General features: G+C 61.9%; 13 protein-coding genes. 8 read left to right on the plus strand and 5 right to left on the minus strand.

The window, feature by feature from the left end:
- Positions 1-116: 116 nt before the first annotated feature.
- Complete coding sequence (locus ACQ4OE_RS02260; protein WP_430945524.1) at positions 117-854, minus strand: TorF family putative porin; 738 nt, start codon at positions 852-854, stop codon at positions 117-119.
- Positions 855-933: 79 nt separating this feature from the next.
- Entirely contained in the window at positions 934-2,676 is a 1,743-nt protein-coding gene (locus tag ACQ4OE_RS02265) for an amidohydrolase (protein WP_430945525.1), read from the minus strand.
- 103 nt (positions 2,677-2,779) lie between these two features.
- On the opposite strand from ACQ4OE_RS02265, the gene ACQ4OE_RS02270 reads away from it, so the two are divergent.
- The 8 genes from ACQ4OE_RS02270 (at position 2,780) to ACQ4OE_RS02305 (ending at position 11,523) form a co-directional block, all read left to right on the plus strand.
- Positions 2,780-3,697, plus strand: coding sequence for a LysR substrate-binding domain-containing protein (locus ACQ4OE_RS02270; protein WP_430945526.1), 918 nt, complete (start codon positions 2,780-2,782; stop codon positions 3,695-3,697).
- Between the two features lie 88 nt (positions 3,698-3,785).
- A complete protein-coding gene (gene lexA / locus ACQ4OE_RS02275) occupies positions 3,786-4,403 on the plus strand; it encodes a transcriptional repressor LexA (RefSeq protein ID WP_430945527.1) in 618 nt (205 codons plus the stop codon).
- Entirely contained in the window at positions 4,403-5,020 is a 618-nt protein-coding gene (imuA, locus tag ACQ4OE_RS02280) for a translesion DNA synthesis-associated protein ImuA (protein WP_122590743.1), read from the plus strand. The genes lexA and imuA overlap by 1 nt, the downstream gene beginning before the upstream one ends.
- A 7-nt stretch (positions 5,021-5,027) precedes the next feature.
- Entirely contained in the window at positions 5,028-6,443 is a 1,416-nt protein-coding gene (locus ACQ4OE_RS02285) for a Y-family DNA polymerase (RefSeq protein ID WP_430945528.1), read from the plus strand.
- Positions 6,419-9,517, plus strand: a complete 3,099-nt coding sequence (locus ACQ4OE_RS02290) for an error-prone DNA polymerase (protein WP_430945529.1) — start codon at positions 6,419-6,421, stop codon at positions 9,515-9,517. The genes ACQ4OE_RS02285 and ACQ4OE_RS02290 overlap by 25 nt, the downstream gene beginning before the upstream one ends.
- Before the next feature lie 263 nt (positions 9,518-9,780).
- On the plus strand, positions 9,781-10,467 hold the full coding sequence (locus tag ACQ4OE_RS02295) for a CsgG/HfaB family protein (RefSeq protein WP_430945755.1): 687 nt from the start codon (positions 9,781-9,783) through the stop codon (positions 10,465-10,467).
- A gap of 28 nt (positions 10,468-10,495) precedes the next feature.
- On the plus strand, positions 10,496-10,867 hold the full coding sequence (locus tag ACQ4OE_RS02300) for a DUF4810 domain-containing protein (RefSeq protein WP_430945530.1): 372 nt from the start codon (positions 10,496-10,498) through the stop codon (positions 10,865-10,867).
- The gene (locus ACQ4OE_RS02305) at positions 10,864-11,523 is read left to right on the plus strand and encodes a DUF799 domain-containing protein (RefSeq protein ID WP_430945531.1); all 660 of its coding nucleotides are present in this window, start codon (positions 10,864-10,866) and stop codon (positions 11,521-11,523) included. Before ACQ4OE_RS02300 ends, ACQ4OE_RS02305 begins: the two co-directional genes overlap by 4 nt.
- A 46-nt stretch (positions 11,524-11,569) precedes the next feature.
- Here ACQ4OE_RS02305 and ACQ4OE_RS02310 read toward each other — a convergent pair whose 3' ends face one another.
- The 3 genes from ACQ4OE_RS02310 to ACQ4OE_RS02320 are packed head-to-tail and all read right to left on the minus strand — an operon-like array spanning position 11,570 to position 14,921.
- Positions 11,570-12,229 carry a flavin reductase family protein gene (locus tag ACQ4OE_RS02310; protein WP_430945532.1) on the minus strand — a complete coding sequence of 220 codons (660 nt, stop codon included), beginning with the start codon at positions 12,227-12,229 and terminating at the stop codon, positions 11,570-11,572.
- A gap of 11 nt (positions 12,230-12,240) precedes the next feature.
- Positions 12,241-13,728, minus strand: coding sequence for an amidohydrolase family protein (locus ACQ4OE_RS02315; protein WP_430945533.1), 1,488 nt, complete (start codon positions 13,726-13,728; stop codon positions 12,241-12,243).
- A complete protein-coding gene (locus ACQ4OE_RS02320; protein WP_430945534.1) occupies positions 13,725-14,921 on the minus strand; it encodes an amidohydrolase family protein in 1,197 nt (398 codons plus the stop codon). The genes ACQ4OE_RS02315 and ACQ4OE_RS02320 overlap by 4 nt, the downstream gene beginning before the upstream one ends.
- Between the last annotated feature and the right edge of the window lie 36 nt (positions 14,922-14,957).

Here is a 14,957-nt window from a genome sequence, read left to right on the forward strand (position 1 = left end):
ATATCCAATGTAGGAGCTAGCCCTGCTAGCGATTGCGGAGTGTCATTCAACAATGATGTTGGCTGGTCCACCGCTATCGCGAGCAGGCTCACTCCTACAGGGGGATTTTCAGGGTGTCAGAAAGATTTGCTGAGGCTGGCGACTAAAGTCGCGGTGCAGACGTCCTTAAACCCCCAGTTACTCAGGCACTGGCTCTGCGAAAGATCGGTGTCGATGTAGCTCAGGCCCAGCACCACACCGGCGAGATTGTGGGTGAGTTTCACCTCCCATTCGCGGTACGACTCTTCAGCGTTACCCGACGCCGAATACAAATGGGGATCCTTGAAATCCATATTGCCGTAACGCAGTTTCAGACCCGAATCGAACGGCAACTCGGTTTCATAGCCGAGGTAGGTGTACAGCGAGTTCTGTTTGCTATCGATCCCCGGCGCGTCGTTGGAGTAATACGCCGCCAGTTTCACCCCATACACCCCGAGAATCCCGTAAACCTCGCTCTGGTTGAACTGGCCTTCCTTGGGGTAGGCGTACTTGATGTAGCCCAGATCAAGGCTGACATCTTCGCTCGCCTGCCACAGCCAACCGGCGTAGTAATCGACTTCCTGGCGGGTTTTCAAGCCGCCGCCGAAATCGACGTTGGAACTCCAGGCGCCGAGGTATAGACCGCTGCTGTGGGCGAGGGTCAGACCGGCCTGCACGGCGGGATCGTTCTGGGTTTGCGAGATGCCACGGGTGCGGTAGTCGCTGGCCAGCGTCAGGTCGACCAACACGGCAAAGTCATCATTCAGGGGAATCGCAAAGCTGCTCAAGGGCAGCATGCTCAAGAAACTCAGGGCGAACAGGGGCAAGGCTTTCATGTGAAGTCCCGATGTTGTGATTATTGTTGGGCAGAAAGAGAGCTGCGGGGGTGAACACCCCCACAGGGGAACAGTGTTGTTATTTTGTGGCGGTGTAGACCTGACGGCCGCCAAACCAGGTCTGCAACACCTGGGTGTCATGCAGGGCCTTGTTGTCGACGCTGAACACATCGCGATCCAGCACGATAAAGTCCGCTTGCTTGCCCGGTGTCAGCGAGCCGATCTGTTTTTCCAGGCCAATCGTCCGCGCCGCATTGACGGTGTAGGCGTAAAACATGGTGTCGCGGTCCAGACGCTCATCGGCATTGAGCACGCCCAACGGACCGACGCGGGTGATCGCCTGGGCCATGGCGTTGAACGGGTTCGGCGACGACACCGGCCAGTCACTCGCGCCGGCAATTGTCGCGCCCTGTTTGAGCAGCGAATGCGCCGGGTACTGATAGCGGAAGGCGAGGGCGCTGACGTAGGGCTTGATCATGTCGGTGGTGTAATCGTCGGCGCTGGCCCACAGCAGTTGCATCGAGGCGATGACGTTGAGCGGTTTGAAACGGGCGAACTCTTTCGGGTTGACCATTTGCAGATGGGTGATCGAGTGGGTCACGCCGCTCTGGCGATCCTTGCGCGCCTGAGCGATGCCGTTCAGCGATTCACGCACCGCGCGGTCGCCGATCGCGTGGATATGCACCAACCAGCCGCGCTGATCGATGGCGCTGACCAGTTCGCCGAAATGTTGCGGATCGATCAACAGTTCGCCCTGTTTGTGCGAGTTGCTGTAGGGGTCGATCATCGCCGCGCTCTGCGCCGGAAATTCGATCACGCCGTCGGCGAAGATTTTGATCCCGGGCAGGGTCAGGTTGGGAATGCCCTGAAATTGCTGGCGCACCTTGTCCAGCGTATCGAGGTCGGCGGGCACACTTTTCGGGTTGGCCACCAGCAGCGCCGCGACGTGCACGCTCATGTCGCCGCTTTCCGACAGCGCTTTATAAGCCGGCAACACGCCGACGGTTTTCTCCGTAGGTTTGAGCGCGAACACCGCTTCGCCCGGTGCGGCGTTGGCGGCCGGGTCCATCCAAGCGGTGATGCCGAGGCTGTTGTTGTAGCGCACCGCGGATTTCGCAGCGTTCAACATGTCGGCGGGGCTTGGCACCGGCATTTTCGAAGCGACCCGGTCCCAACCGGCGTCGACCACAAAGCCATTCGGCTCACCGTTGGCCAGTTTGCCGATGGTGTCTTTTTCCGCGTCGGGCAGGGTTTTCAGCAGCGCCGCATCAATCCCGGCGCGTTTGAGCATCACATTATTGGCCCAAGCCGTGTGGTGGTCGCTGCCGATAAACACCACCGGCACATCGGCCCATTCGCCGCCGTTGAAGGTTTTGCCCAAGGCCTCGGCCTGCGCCCAGTAAACCGAACTCATGCCGGCAATGCTCAACACGTCGCCGTGCTTGGCCTTGCCGTCTGCACGCCAGTCGCGCAGGCGCTTTTGCAGTTCATTGAGGTCGACGACTTCGTCCTCCATGTTCGCCGAGACCATTTCCAGTCCACCGAAAATCGCGTGGGAATGGCTGTCGATCAGACCGGGCATCAGCGCTTTGCCCTTGAGGTCGATCACTTGCGTGCCCGGTTCGATCAACGCTTTGATCTGCGCGTCGCTGCCGACTTTCAGCACTTTGCCGTTCCCCACGGCCAAGGCTTGCACTTTGGGGTGCGCGCGGTCGGCGGTGAAAATCTTGCCGTTGAGCAGCACCAGATCAGTTGCGGCCATGGCTTCCATCGAGGCAAAACTTACAGCGGCTACCAACAGACTCGGGACGAATCTTTTCATTGAAGATTTCCTTGTTATTGCGTCTGATGGCGAGATTAGTGGCTGGCGACGGCTGACAGAACGCCTCCCTCACGAAAAACGTTTTTGCCTGAATGGAAAAAGCATGGACAAGTTGGGTGCTTTAAAAATGTTCGTGGTCACCGCGCAGCTCGGCAGTTTCAGCCGTGCCGCCGAACAGTTGGGCAAGACCCCGTCGGCCCTGACCAAAGCGGTTAATCACCTGGAATCGGAGCTGGGCGCGCGGCTGTTCGAGCGCAGCACGCGGCGGATTCTGCTGACGGAAATCGGCCGGGTGTACCTGGAAACCGCGCGGCTGGTGTTGCAGCGGCTCGACGAGGCCAGCGAGGAAATCGAGCAGTTGCAGCATGGCTTGCGCGGCAGCCTGAAAATCACCGCGCCGCTGGCCTATGGCCGGGCGTTTCTCGATCAGGTGTGTGACGGCTTTTTGCAGCAGTACCCACAGATCAGCCTGCAAGTGGACCTGTGCGATGCGTTCGTCAATTTGCTGGAAAGTGGTTATGACCTGGCGTTGCGCGAGGGCCACGATGATTTGCCGGGATTGATTGCGCGGGTGGTCGGCAGCAATCGCCTGGCCTTGTGCGGCAGCCCGGAGTACCTGGCGCGCAAGGGCTTGCCAGTGAATGCGCAGACGCTTGAGCAGCATGAGTGGCTGCTCTATCAGCACCCGTTGCTCAGCCGCGAATTTTGGTGGGCCGAGCGCGACGGGCAGCGTTTGAGTCTGGCGCAACCGACGGCGCCGCTGTTGCGCAGCGATAATTACGATTTGTTGCTAGCGAGTGCCTTGGCCGGACGCGGTTTGCTGCACACGCCGCTGTGGAGCGCCGCGCCGTACATTGCCGATGGGCGACTGGTGCGGGTGATGGCGGATTACGAGATCGACCCGGATACATTTGGGCCGCATATTCTGGCGGTGTATCCGAGCCATCGGCGGGCGACGGCCAAGGTCGTTGCCTTCATTGATTACATTGCAGCATTTCTCGCCGTGCGCGGCCTCGATTGACTGATCGTTCCCACGCTCTGCGTGGGAACGATCAACATGAGGTGGGCCGACCTGCGGCGCTTGTCAGGAAAAAGCCAAAAGAGTACAAATGTACTCCATGACGAACCTGACTCCCCGCCGTACCGCCATCCTGACCTTTATCCGCGATCGCATCGCCGAACACGGTCAGCCCCCAAGCCTCGCTGAAATCAGCGAGGCTTTTGGTTTTGCCTCGCGCAGCGTAGCGCGCAAGCATGTGCTCGCGCTGACTGAAGCCGGTTTTATCGAGGTCAACCCTAATCAGGCCCGAGGCATTCGTTTGCTCGGGCAACCGTCGCGCCCGGAACTGCTCGACATCCCCATACTCGGCCGCGTCGCTGCCGGTGCGCCGATTGGCGCCGATGCCGACGTTCATAGCCGCTTGCTGCTCGACCCGGCGCTGTTCTCGCGCACACCCGATTACATGTTGCGGGTGCAGGGCGATTCGATGATCGAGGACGGTATTCTCGACGGCGATCTGGTCGGCGTGCGGCGCAATCCCGAAGCGCTCAACGGCCAGATCGTGGTGGCGCGGCTCGACGGTGAAGTCACCATCAAACGTTTCGAACGGCTCGGCGATGAAGTGCGGTTGTTGCCGCGCAACCCGGCGTACCAGCCGATTGTCGTGCGCGACGATCAGGATCTGGCCATCGAAGGGGTGTTCTGTGGTCTGGTGAGGCAAGGCTGATGGGCGCCGTCGTTGCGTTGGATACGCTGTTCAATGGCGGCCAGGTCTGGAAGGGTCGGCCTGCGCCACCCGCTGCCAGTCCGCAACCGACCGGGCACGCCGCGCTGGACGCGGCCCTGCCCAGCGGTGGCTGGCCGGAAGCGGCGCTGAGCGAAATCCTGTTGGCCGGCCCCGGTGTCGGCGAGCTGCAACTGGTCTGGCCAACCCTGGCGCGATTGGCGGCGGCGGGGGAGCGCATTGTGCTGGTGGCGCCGCCGTTCGTGCCATATCCGCAGGCGTGGGAAAACGCCGGGGTCGATCTGCGCCAGTTGTCGGTGATCCAGGCCAGCGAGCGCGATGCCTTGTGGGCGGCCGAACAGTGTTTGCGTTCGGGCAGTTGCGGCGCGGTGCTGTGCTGGCCGCACAAGGCCGATGACCGTGCGCTGCGACGTTTGCAGGTGGCGGCAGAAACCGGTCAGACCTTGGCATTCGCATGGCGCCCGTTGAGCGAAGCGGTCAACCCGTCACCGGCGGCGCTGCGCATTGCCATCGATTCCAAACCTGCCCAATTGCGCGTCCTCAAGTGCCGTGGCGGATTGGCACGTACGGCGCCGATTGCCTTTACCGTGGGGCACTGAGGTCGCCATGCGCTGGGTCTGCATTCTGTTCCCGCAATTGGCCTTGGACGCGGTGCTGCGTCAGCGCGCTGATCCCGATGAGCCGTTGGTGTTGCTCAGCGGCCCGGCCCAGCGTCGGGTGCTGCAAGCAGTGAATCCGGCGGCACGCAAGCTCGGTTTGCGCGCCGGCCAGTCGATGACCGCCGCTCAGGCGATGAGCAAAGGTTTTGCCACCGCCGATTACGAGGCCGCCGAGGTCGAGCACTGGCAGCAGTTTCTCGCCGCCTGGGCCTACGGTTTCAGCGCGCAGGTCAGCGTGCATTATCCGCGCACCGTGGTCTTCGAGATCGAATCGAGTCTGGGCCTGTTCGGTTCGTGGGCACAGCTCGAAGCGCGTTTGCGCAAGGAACTGACCGACCTGGGTTTTCGTCATCGCATCGTCGCCGCGCCGAATCCTGTGGCGGCGCGGGTGCTGGCCAATGCTTACGACGGTTTGGTAGTGCCGGATGGCGAGGCGTTGCAGCATCACCTCGGGCAGTTGCCCGTCGACCGGGTCGGGCTGGAGCCGAATGTGGCGACGGCGCTGTCGCGCATGGGCCTGCGCAATCTCAATCAGGTGCAGAGCCTGCCGCGTCAGGCGCTGGCCCGGCGTTTCGAAGCGCAGATGCTCAAGCACCTCGACACCTTGTTCGGGGCGCGTCCGCTGGCGCTGGAGTTCTACCTGCCGCCGGATCGTTTTGACGTGCGCATCGAACTGAATTTCGACGTGCAATCCCATCAGGCATTGCTGTTCCCGTTACGTCGTTTGACCGGTGATCTGTCGGCATTCCTCTGTGGCCGCGACAGCGGCGTGCAGCGTTTCGATCTGCATCTGGAACATGCCGGGCTGCCGGACACCGTAATCAAAGTCGGCCTGCTCAGCGCCGAACGTGATCCGGCGATGCTTTTCGAACTGGCCCGTGGGCGCCTGGAGCAAGTGCAGGTCGAGGCACCGGTGCGCGGCTTTCGCTTACGCGCCGAGGATCTGCCGAGTTTCGTCCCGCAGTTTCAGGAGCTATTTGATGACCGCCCGCAACAGACCTTGCCGTGGGAGCAATTGCGCGAACGTCTGCGCGCCCGGCTGGGGGATGACGCGGTGCAGGGCCTGCGCTTTCAGGCCGATCATCGCCCCGAGTGCGCATGGCAGCATGGCGTCGATAAACAACGTTGCGCCGTGTTGCCCGGTGTTCATCGTCCGGGCTGGTTGCTCGGCGAGCCGCAAAGCGTGCCGCACGGTTCGGCGCAGATTCTCATGGGGCCGGAACGCATCGAATCGGGTTGGTGGGACGGCGACGACGTGCGCCGCGATTATTACCTGATCCAGAACCGCGCCGGCCAGCAAGGCTGGGCTTATCGTGCGGTGGGTGAGGACGGTCCGTTGTGGCTGCAAGGCTGGTTCGCATGAGCGACGGCTATGCCGAGCTGCACTGCCTGTCGAACTTCAGTTTCCAGCGCGGTGCGTCCAGCGCCCTTGAGCTGTTCCAACGGGCGAAAAACCACGGCTATCAGGCCTTGGCGATCACCGATGAATGCACGCTGGCCGGGATTGTCCGTGCTTGGCAGGCAGCGAAATCCGTTGAACTGCCGCTGATCATCGGCAGTGAAATTCGCATCGAAAACGGCCCGAAACTGGTGCTGCTGGTGGAGAACCTTGCGGGCTATCAGGCGCTGTGCGGTTTGATCACCCGCGCCCGGCGGCGTACGCAGAAAGGCCAGTATCAGGTGCTGCGCGAAGATTTCAGCGAACCGTTGAACGGGCTGCTGGTGTTGTGGGTGCCGGACTCGCTTGATGATCAGGAGGAGGGCCGCTGGCTGCAACAGACGTTCAGCGAGCGTCTGTGGCTGGCAGTGCAGCTGCATCGCGGCCAGGACGATCAGCAACGATTGGCGAGGTTGTTGAGTCTGGCCGGTGAACTGCAGATTCCCGCGGTGGCCAGCGGTGATGTGCACATGCACGCCCGTGGTCGACGCGCGCTGCAGGACACCATGACTGCAATCCGTCATCACGTACCGGTGGCCGAGGCGGGATTGCGCCTGCATCCCAATGGCGAACGGCATTTGCGCAGTGTTGAAGTGCTGCAGAGTTTGTATCCGCAGGCCTTGCTCGACGAGTCGGTAAAGCTGGCGCGGCGTTGCACTTTTGATCTCAGCGAGTTGCGTTATCAGTACCCGAAAGAACTGGTGCCCGAGGGACACAGCGCCAGTTCCTGGCTGCGGCATCTGACTGAAGAAGGCATCGCCTGGCGCTGGCCTAAAGGTCCGCAAGCCAAAGTGCTCAAGCAGATCGACGACGAACTGCAGTTGATTGCCGAACTCGGCTACGAAAGCTACTTCCTCACCGTGCACGACGTGGTGCGCTTCGCTCGCGGGGAGCAGATCCTTTGTCAGGGGCGCGGCTCGGCGGCCAACTCTGCGGTGTGTTTTGCCTTGGGCATCACCGAGATCGACCCGGATCGCACCACGTTGCTGTTCGAGCGTTTCATGTCGAAAGAGCGCAACGAACCGCCGGACATCGACGTTGATTTCGAGCACGAACGGCGCGAAGAAGTCCTGCAATACGTGTTTCGCCGTTACGGCCGCGGTCGCGCGGCGCTGACGGCGGTGGTCAGCACCTACCACGCCGCCGGTGCGGTTCGAGACGTGGCCAAGGCCTTGGGTTTGCCACCGGATCAGGTCAACGCACTGGCCGATTGTTGCGGTCACTGGAGCGATGAAACCCCGCCGCTGGATCGTTTGCTCGAGGGCGGCTTCGACCCGGAAAGCCCGGTGCTGCGCCGGGTGCTGAGTCTGACCGGGCAACTGATCGGCTTCCCCCGGCACCTGTCGCAACACCCCGGCGGCTTCGTGATTTCCGAACAGCCGCTGGACACGCTGGTGCCGGTGGAAAACGCGGCGATGGCCGATCGCACGATCATTCAGTGGGACAAGGACGACCTCGATGCCGTCGGCCTGCTCAAGGTGGATATCCTCGCCCTCGGCATGCTCAGCGCCATTCGCCGTTGCTTCGACTTGCTGCGTCGCCATCGTGATCTCGACCTGAGCCTGGCCACCATTCCGGCCGAAGACAAACCGACCTACGAGATGATCACGCGCGCCGACACCATCGGCGTGTTCCAGATCGAATCCCGCGCACAGATGTCGATGCTGCCACGCCTGAAACCGGCGACGTTCTACGACCTGGTGATTGAAGTGGCCATCGTCCGCCCAGGGCCGATTCAGGGCGGCATGGTCCATCCGTACCTGCGCCGTCGGAACAAGGAAGAAGAGGAAACCTACCCGTCGCCAGAACTCAAGGTCGTTCTGAAAAGAACCCTCGGCATACCGCTTTTTCAGGAACAGGTGATGCAGATCGCCATCGTCGCCGCCGATTACAGCCCCGGCGAGGCCGATCAATTGCGTCGCTCCATGGCTGCGTGGAAGCGCCACGGCGGACTCGAACCGCACAAGGAACGCCTCGCTGCAGGCATGAAGAAAAACGGCTACACGCCGGAATTCGCCGCGCAGATTTTCGAGCAGATCAAAGGCTTCGGCAGCTACGGGTTCCCCGAATCCCACGCCGCCAGTTTCGCCTTGCTGACCTACGCCAGCTGCTGGCTGAAGTGCCACGAACCGGCGGCGTTCGCCTGTGCGTTGATCAACAGTTGGCCGATGGGTTTCTACAGCCCCGATCAGATTCTGCAGGACGCACGCCGACACCAGTTGCAGATCCGCCCGGTGGATGTGCGCGCCAGTGACTGGGATTGCAGCCTGGAAACCACCACCGGCGCGCAACCAGCGATTCGCATGGGCCTGCGCATGATCAAGGGCTTTCGCGAGGACGACGCCCGGCGCATCGAAGCGGCGCGGACGCTTGGGGCGTTTGCCGATGTTGCCGATCTCGGCGAACGGGCCGGGCTCGATAGTCGGGCGCAGGCGCTACTGGCGGATTCCGGAGCGCTGCGCGGATTGGCCGGGCATCGGCATCGGGCGCGCTGGGAAGTCGCCGGGGTGCAGAAACAGCTTGGCCTGTTTGCCGGTTTGCCGAGCCAGGAGGAGGCCGAGGTGGTGCTGCCCAAACCGAGTGTCGGCGAGGAGTTGCATGCGGATTACACGACGATTGGCACGACATTGGGCCCGCATCCGCTGGCGCTGTTGCGTGGTGAGTTGAAAGCGTTGCGCTGTCGCAGTTCGCAGGAGTTGCTTGATGTCGAGCATGGCAGACCGGTGAGCATTGCCGGATTGGTGACCGGGCGCCAACGTCCGGGCACTGCCAGCGGCGTGACATTTGTGACGCTGGAAGATGAATTCGGCAACGTCAACGTGGTGGTCTGGCGCGATCTGGCCGAGCGCCAACGGCAAGTGCTGGTCGGGTCACAATTGCTCAAAGTCGATGGCCGCTGGGAGCGAGAGGGCGACGTGCGCCATTTGATTGCCGGACGCCTGAGCGACCTTAGTCCGCTGCTTAACGGTATTCGCGTGCAGAGCCGCGATTTCCACTGATTGCGCCGCCAGATCTGATCGTTCCCACGCTCCGCGTGGTAACGCCTCCCGTGACGCTCTGCGTCACGGTGGACGCGGAGCGTCCGTGGCTGCATTCCCACGCAGAGCGTGGGAACGATCAAGTCCAGAACAGCCAATTCACTGACGTCAAAAAAACCTGTCTTCAATGATGGCACTTTGTCATAATGCCGGCCCTTTTCAGCCCTCGTACCGAATCACGGTGCCAGGACACCCCCGTTTTTCTAAAGGAATACTCAGTGAGAATGATCTCTCGGATGCTGGTTTCGGGCGTGGCGATTGCCGTGCTTGGCACCCTTGCCACCACACTCTCCGGTTGCGCCACGGAAAGCTCCCGCGCCTTGCCGGTGGCCAAGGTTGAAAGCGCTTCGCAGGTCTGGACCGGCGTTCGCGTGCCAATGGCCGTGGGCAAGTTCGACAACCGCTCCAGTTACATGCGCGGGATCTTCTCCGACGGTGTCGACCGTCTCGGCGGTCAGGCCAAGACCATCCTCATCACCCATTTGCAGCAGACCAACCGCTTCAGCGTGCTGGATCGCGACAACATGGGCGAAATCCAGCAGGAAGCCGCGATCAAGGGCCAGGCCCAGCGTTTAAAAGGCGCTGATTACGTGGTGACCGGTGACGTCACCGAGTTCGGCCGCAAAGAGACTGGCGATCACCAGTTGTTCGGCATTCTTGGCCGTGGCAAGACTCAGGTCGCTTACGCCAAGGTCAACCTGAATATCGTCAACATCAGCACCTCCGAAGTGGTTTATTCAACCCAGGGCGCCGGCGAGTACGCCTTGTCCAACCGCGAAATCATCGGCTTCGGCGGCACCGCTGCCTACGACTCCACCCTCAACGGCAAAGTCCTGGATCTGGCCATGCGCGAGGCGATCAATCGTCTGGTCGATGGCATGAACGCCGGTGCCTGGAAACCGGGCAACTGATCGACGCCCATTGCAAGGAGCAACACCCATGAATCTGACTTTGTCGCGCTCGCTGATGGCGCTGACGCTGGCCGCCAGCGCCTTGCTGGCCGGTTGTGCGCCGGGCCCGCAAACCTTGTACCAGTGGGAAGGCTACGAGCCCCAGGTCTACGAGTATTTCAAAGGCGAAGAACCGAAAGAGGCCCAGGCCGAAGCGCTGGAACGTGATTTGCAAAAGATCCGCTCCACCGGCAAAGCCGTACCGCCGGGTTATCACGCCCACCTCGGTTTGCTCTACTTGAGCATGGGCAAGGACGATCAGATGGTGCAGCAGTTCAACACAGAGAAAAGCCTGTTCCCCGAGTCCGGCACGTACATGGATTTTCTGCTTAAAAACGCCAAGGCCGGGGTCCTGCAATGATCTCGCGTGCCTTGAAACTGCTGGTCGGCGCGCTGGCCCTGACCGTTCTGGGTGGCTGCGTCGCACCGAAGTCCGTGGACTATTCGGCGTACAAACAGGCGCGGCCCAAGACCATTCTGGTACTGCCACCGCTGAACACGTCGCCGGACGTGAAGGCGTCGTACAGCCTGTTGTCGCAAGTGACGTTCCCGCTGGCCGAGGCCGGTTATTACGTGTTGCCGATTGCTTTGGTGGACGAAACATTCCGCCAGAACGGCCTGACTACACCGGATGACATTCATCAGGCTCCGCCGAAAAAGCTCCAGGAAATCTTTGGCGCGGACGCGGCGCTGTACATCACTGTCAGCGAATACGGCACGCGCTACATGGTGATCAGCAGTGAAACCGCCGTGACCGCAACGGCGAAGCTGGTTGATCTGAAAAGCGGCACCACGCTGTGGACCGGCGCGGCGCGGGCGTCGAGCGAAGAGGGTGGCAACAACGGTGGCGGCGGTCTGATCGGCATGCTGATCACGGCGGCGGTGAAGCAGATCATCAACAGCTCCACCGATGCCGGTTACCCGATTGCCGGTGTGGCGAGCAATCGTCTGCTGTCAGCCGGGCATCCGGCGGGGCTGCTGTATGGCCCGCGCTCGCCGAAATACGGCACGGACTGAGCCCGGTAATGAACGTTCCCACGCGCTGCGTGGGAACGATCAGTCATCAACGCTCTGGCCAAAACCGCTCACCACCCCCCGGTGCGTCCGTCCACGCTTGCAACGAGCGGGTCGGCAGGTCGAAGTAATCGCGGGTTCGCGCGTAGCCATGGCCGCCCATCCGGCCAATGGCATCCAGGCCCAATTGATCGATGTACAGCGTCTTCGGATCGATCAGCTCATCGCGCACATGCGCCATCAACACCTCGCCAAAAATGATCTCCCGCGACTGACCGATGTTCAGCGCCATCATCCGTCGGCACTCCAGCGCCACCGGGGCTTCACCGATGCGCGGGCATTTCACCGTGGTGCCCGGAATCGCCGTCAGACCCGCAGCGGTCAACTCATCGAAACCCGGGGCAAACGGCACGGCGCAGACATTCATCGCCTCCACCAGTGCATCGCTGACAATGTTGACGGTGAACTCCTGATTCAACTGGATATTGCGTGTGGTGTCTTTCGGGCTCTGATCGCCGTAGTTTTCCACGCCCAGCGCCAGAATCGGTGGGTCCGCCGACAGGGCATTGAAGAAACTGAACGGCGCGGCATTCACCCGGCCCTCGCCATCGATGGTGGTCACCAGCGCAATTGGCCGAGGCACGACGCTGCCGATGAGGATCTTGTATTTTTCCCGTGGGCTGAGTTGGCTGAAATCAAAACTGTGCATGGCAAAAACCTCTAGGAAAGTGGATCGATTGCGCTCAACGGCGCTTCGGCGCTGTAGGCATCGGCGAACGGAATGGCGGGCTGAAACAGGGTTTTCCAGTCGGGGCGAGCAAAGGCGCGGTCGCTGTGGCTGCGCATGAGTTTTTCGTATTGGCGCTGCGCCTGCCGTTGCAGGGCCGGGTAGTCGACGCCGCAGACCTGAGCGTCGTGCATCACGCAGCGACCGTCGATGTAACTGGCGATGCAGTCATCGCCGCGCCCGGCCAGCAGCAGGTTTTTCAAAGGATCGAACAGCGGCCCCAGATGCAGGCCGCGCAAGCTGAACACGGTGATATCGGCCTTGGCGCCCGGGGCCAGACGGCCGAGGTCATCGCGACCCAACGCCCGCGCACCGCCGAGGGTGGCGGCGTTGTACAGATCGAGGCCGCTGGTCAGTGAGGAACCGCCCTCCATCAACCGTGCGATGTTCAAACCATGGCGCATGTTTTCCAGCAAATCCGCCGGCCAAGTGTCGGTGCCCAGCGCGAAGTTGATGCCTTTGGCGCGGTAACGACCAAACGAATTCAGCGCCTCGCCGTCGCGGGCGAACACCAACGGGCAATGCACCAGACTCGCACCGCCGTCGATCACTCGCTGCAAGTCATCGTCCCCGCTGGTGTAAATGCCGTGGGGCAACAGGCTGCGCGGCGTGAGCAAATCCAATTGCTGCAACCAGGCCAGCGGCGAAGTTCCGCGCAACTGTTCGACCATCGCCACTTCACTGAGCGCCTGACAGCAATGCAACCGCATCGGCGCGTTCAGTTCGCGGCTCAAAGCCGAGGTGCGTTGCAGCAATGCCGGGGTGCAGGTCTGAATGCGATCCGGCAACAGTGCGCCGCGAATCAAGCCGTCGTGAGCGCCGTCGAAATCCTTGAAAAAGCGCTCAGCCGCATCAAGCCCGGCCAGCCCCCGAGCCTCATCCCAGTGATGGGCGAGGCTGCCGTCAGCCTGCCAGTAGCTCATGCCGCTCATATAGCAAGGGCCGAGATAAGTGCGCAGTCCGAGTTCGCCTGCGACGTCTGCGACAGCGGCAAACTCGTCGTAGGTTTCCGCCCACTCGCGGTAGTACATCGAAGTGATGGGCATCGCGGTGGTGATGCCATTGCGGATCAACTGAGTGAAGGCGTAGCGGTATTTGAAAACTTCTTCTTCCGGGTTGTAAGTCTCACGCGGGCCGGCGGCCAGATAGTCGGACGACCACATGCGCCCCATGGCGCGCTCGTCGCCGTTGTCCAGCGTCAGCACGGTGGAGTCGAGATCGCCCAGTGCGTCGAGATCGATGAAACCGGGGCCGATCAACGCATTGCCGTAATCGATCCACTGATCCACCGGCCCCGGGTAACCGCGTCCGACAAACTCGACGCGCGACCCGGCGAACACCACTTCACCGTCGCGCCACAGCACATGTTGCGTGCCGTCGAAGCCGACCACGCAACTGGCGCGCAGACCGATGCGTTTCACAGACGGCTGCTCAGCAAGCGGCCACCTTCGGCGATCAATTCGCCGCCGCGATAGACCTGACGCAATGGCCGTGCGACAACAGCTTCACCCAGCGTTTCCACCGGCATCAACAAGAAGTCTGCACGCCGTCCGAGCGCGAATCCGTAATCCTCAATGCCCAAGGCCCGCGCGCCATTCAGCGTGGCGGCGTCAAACGCCGCCGCCAGTTCATCGTCCTTGGCCAGATCAAACCGAAACGCCAGCAGCATCGCGCGTTCGAGCATGTCGCCATTGCCCATCGGCGACCACGCATCACGAATACCGTCGGAACCCAGGCAGACATTCACGCCGGTTTCGCGCAGCGCGAGGAACGGCGGCACGGCGGTGTCGGCCGGCGCCGAACTCATCAGCGAAATTCCCGACGCCGCCAAACGCTCGGCGACCGGTTTGACCTGACTCCACGGCAGCATGCCGAGGCAGTACGCGTGGCTGATCATCACTCGCTTTTGCAGGCCAAAACGCTCGGTGTAATCGGCGATCAGCGCGATCTGCCACAGACCCAACTCGCCTTTGTCGTGCAGGTGAATGTCCACGCCACGGCCAAATTCAGCTGCCAGTTTGAAGACGAAATTCAGCTGCGCAATCGGGTCGTTGTCGATGCCGCACGGGTCGAGGCCACCAACGTTCTCTACGCCCAGCGCCATGGCTTCGCGCATCAGCTCGGCAGTGCCGGGGCGGCTGATCAAACCGGTTTGCGGGAACACCACCAGTTGCAGATCGATCAGGTCTTTGTAGCGCTCGCGCAGTTGCTGCATGGCTTCGACGTGGCGCAGACCGAATTCCGGGTCGATGTCGACGTGGCAGCGCATGGTCAGCGAGCCGCGGGCGATGCAGTTCTCCAGCAGCGCACCGGCGCGTTCGGCGATGGGCGCGGTGACTTCACGGAGAATGCGGCGCTCGTTGCTGATGTAGTCCATCAGCGTCGGCCCGGCGCTGTTCGGGCGCCAGGGTTGGCCGTAAAGGGTTTTGTCGAGGTGGACGTGGCTTTCGACCAAAGCAGCGGTGAGGAGCTGGTGTTGGCCGTCGATGTCGCTGGCGGCCAGCGGCGTGTTGCTGGCCGGGCGGCGCTGGGCGAATCGACCGTTTTCGATGAGCAGGTCTTCGGCAGCGGCGCCGTAGGGGCGCACGTTGCGGAGCCAGTGTGGCTGGGTCATACAAACCTCATTCAGGTCTCAGAAAGTTGTGGTGGC

The organism is Pseudomonas sp. WC2, from assembly GCF_050586545.1.
Classification (GTDB): Bacteria; Pseudomonadota; Gammaproteobacteria; order Pseudomonadales; family Pseudomonadaceae; genus Aquipseudomonas.

Bases quoted from the DNA above. Each gene is read 5' to 3' on its own strand.
- ACQ4OE_RS02320 (WP_430945534.1), bottom strand. From the start codon at position 14,921: ATGACCCAGCCACACTGGCTCCGCAACGTGCGCCCCTACGGCGCCGCT.
- imuA (WP_122590743.1), top strand. From the start codon at position 4,403: ATGGGCGCCGTCGTTGCGTTGGATACGCTGTTCAATGGCGGCCAGGTC.
- ACQ4OE_RS02310 (WP_430945532.1), bottom strand. From the start codon at position 12,229: ATGCACAGTTTTGATTTCAGCCAACTCAGCCCACGGGAAAAATACAAG.
- ACQ4OE_RS02305 (WP_430945531.1), top strand. From the start codon at position 10,864: ATGATCTCGCGTGCCTTGAAACTGCTGGTCGGCGCGCTGGCCCTGACC.
- ACQ4OE_RS02260 (WP_430945524.1), bottom strand. From the start codon at position 854: ATGAAAGCCTTGCCCCTGTTCGCCCTGAGTTTCTTGAGCATGCTGCCC.
- lexA (WP_430945527.1), top strand. From the start codon at position 3,786: ATGTACTCCATGACGAACCTGACTCCCCGCCGTACCGCCATCCTGACC.
- ACQ4OE_RS02295 (WP_430945755.1), top strand. From the start codon at position 9,781: ATGATCTCTCGGATGCTGGTTTCGGGCGTGGCGATTGCCGTGCTTGGC.
- ACQ4OE_RS02285 (WP_430945528.1), top strand. From the start codon at position 5,028: ATGCGCTGGGTCTGCATTCTGTTCCCGCAATTGGCCTTGGACGCGGTG.
- ACQ4OE_RS02300 (WP_430945530.1), top strand. From the start codon at position 10,496: ATGAATCTGACTTTGTCGCGCTCGCTGATGGCGCTGACGCTGGCCGCC.
- ACQ4OE_RS02270 (WP_430945526.1), top strand. From the start codon at position 2,780: ATGGACAAGTTGGGTGCTTTAAAAATGTTCGTGGTCACCGCGCAGCTC.
- ACQ4OE_RS02265 (WP_430945525.1), bottom strand. From the start codon at position 2,676: ATGAAAAGATTCGTCCCGAGTCTGTTGGTAGCCGCTGTAAGTTTTGCC.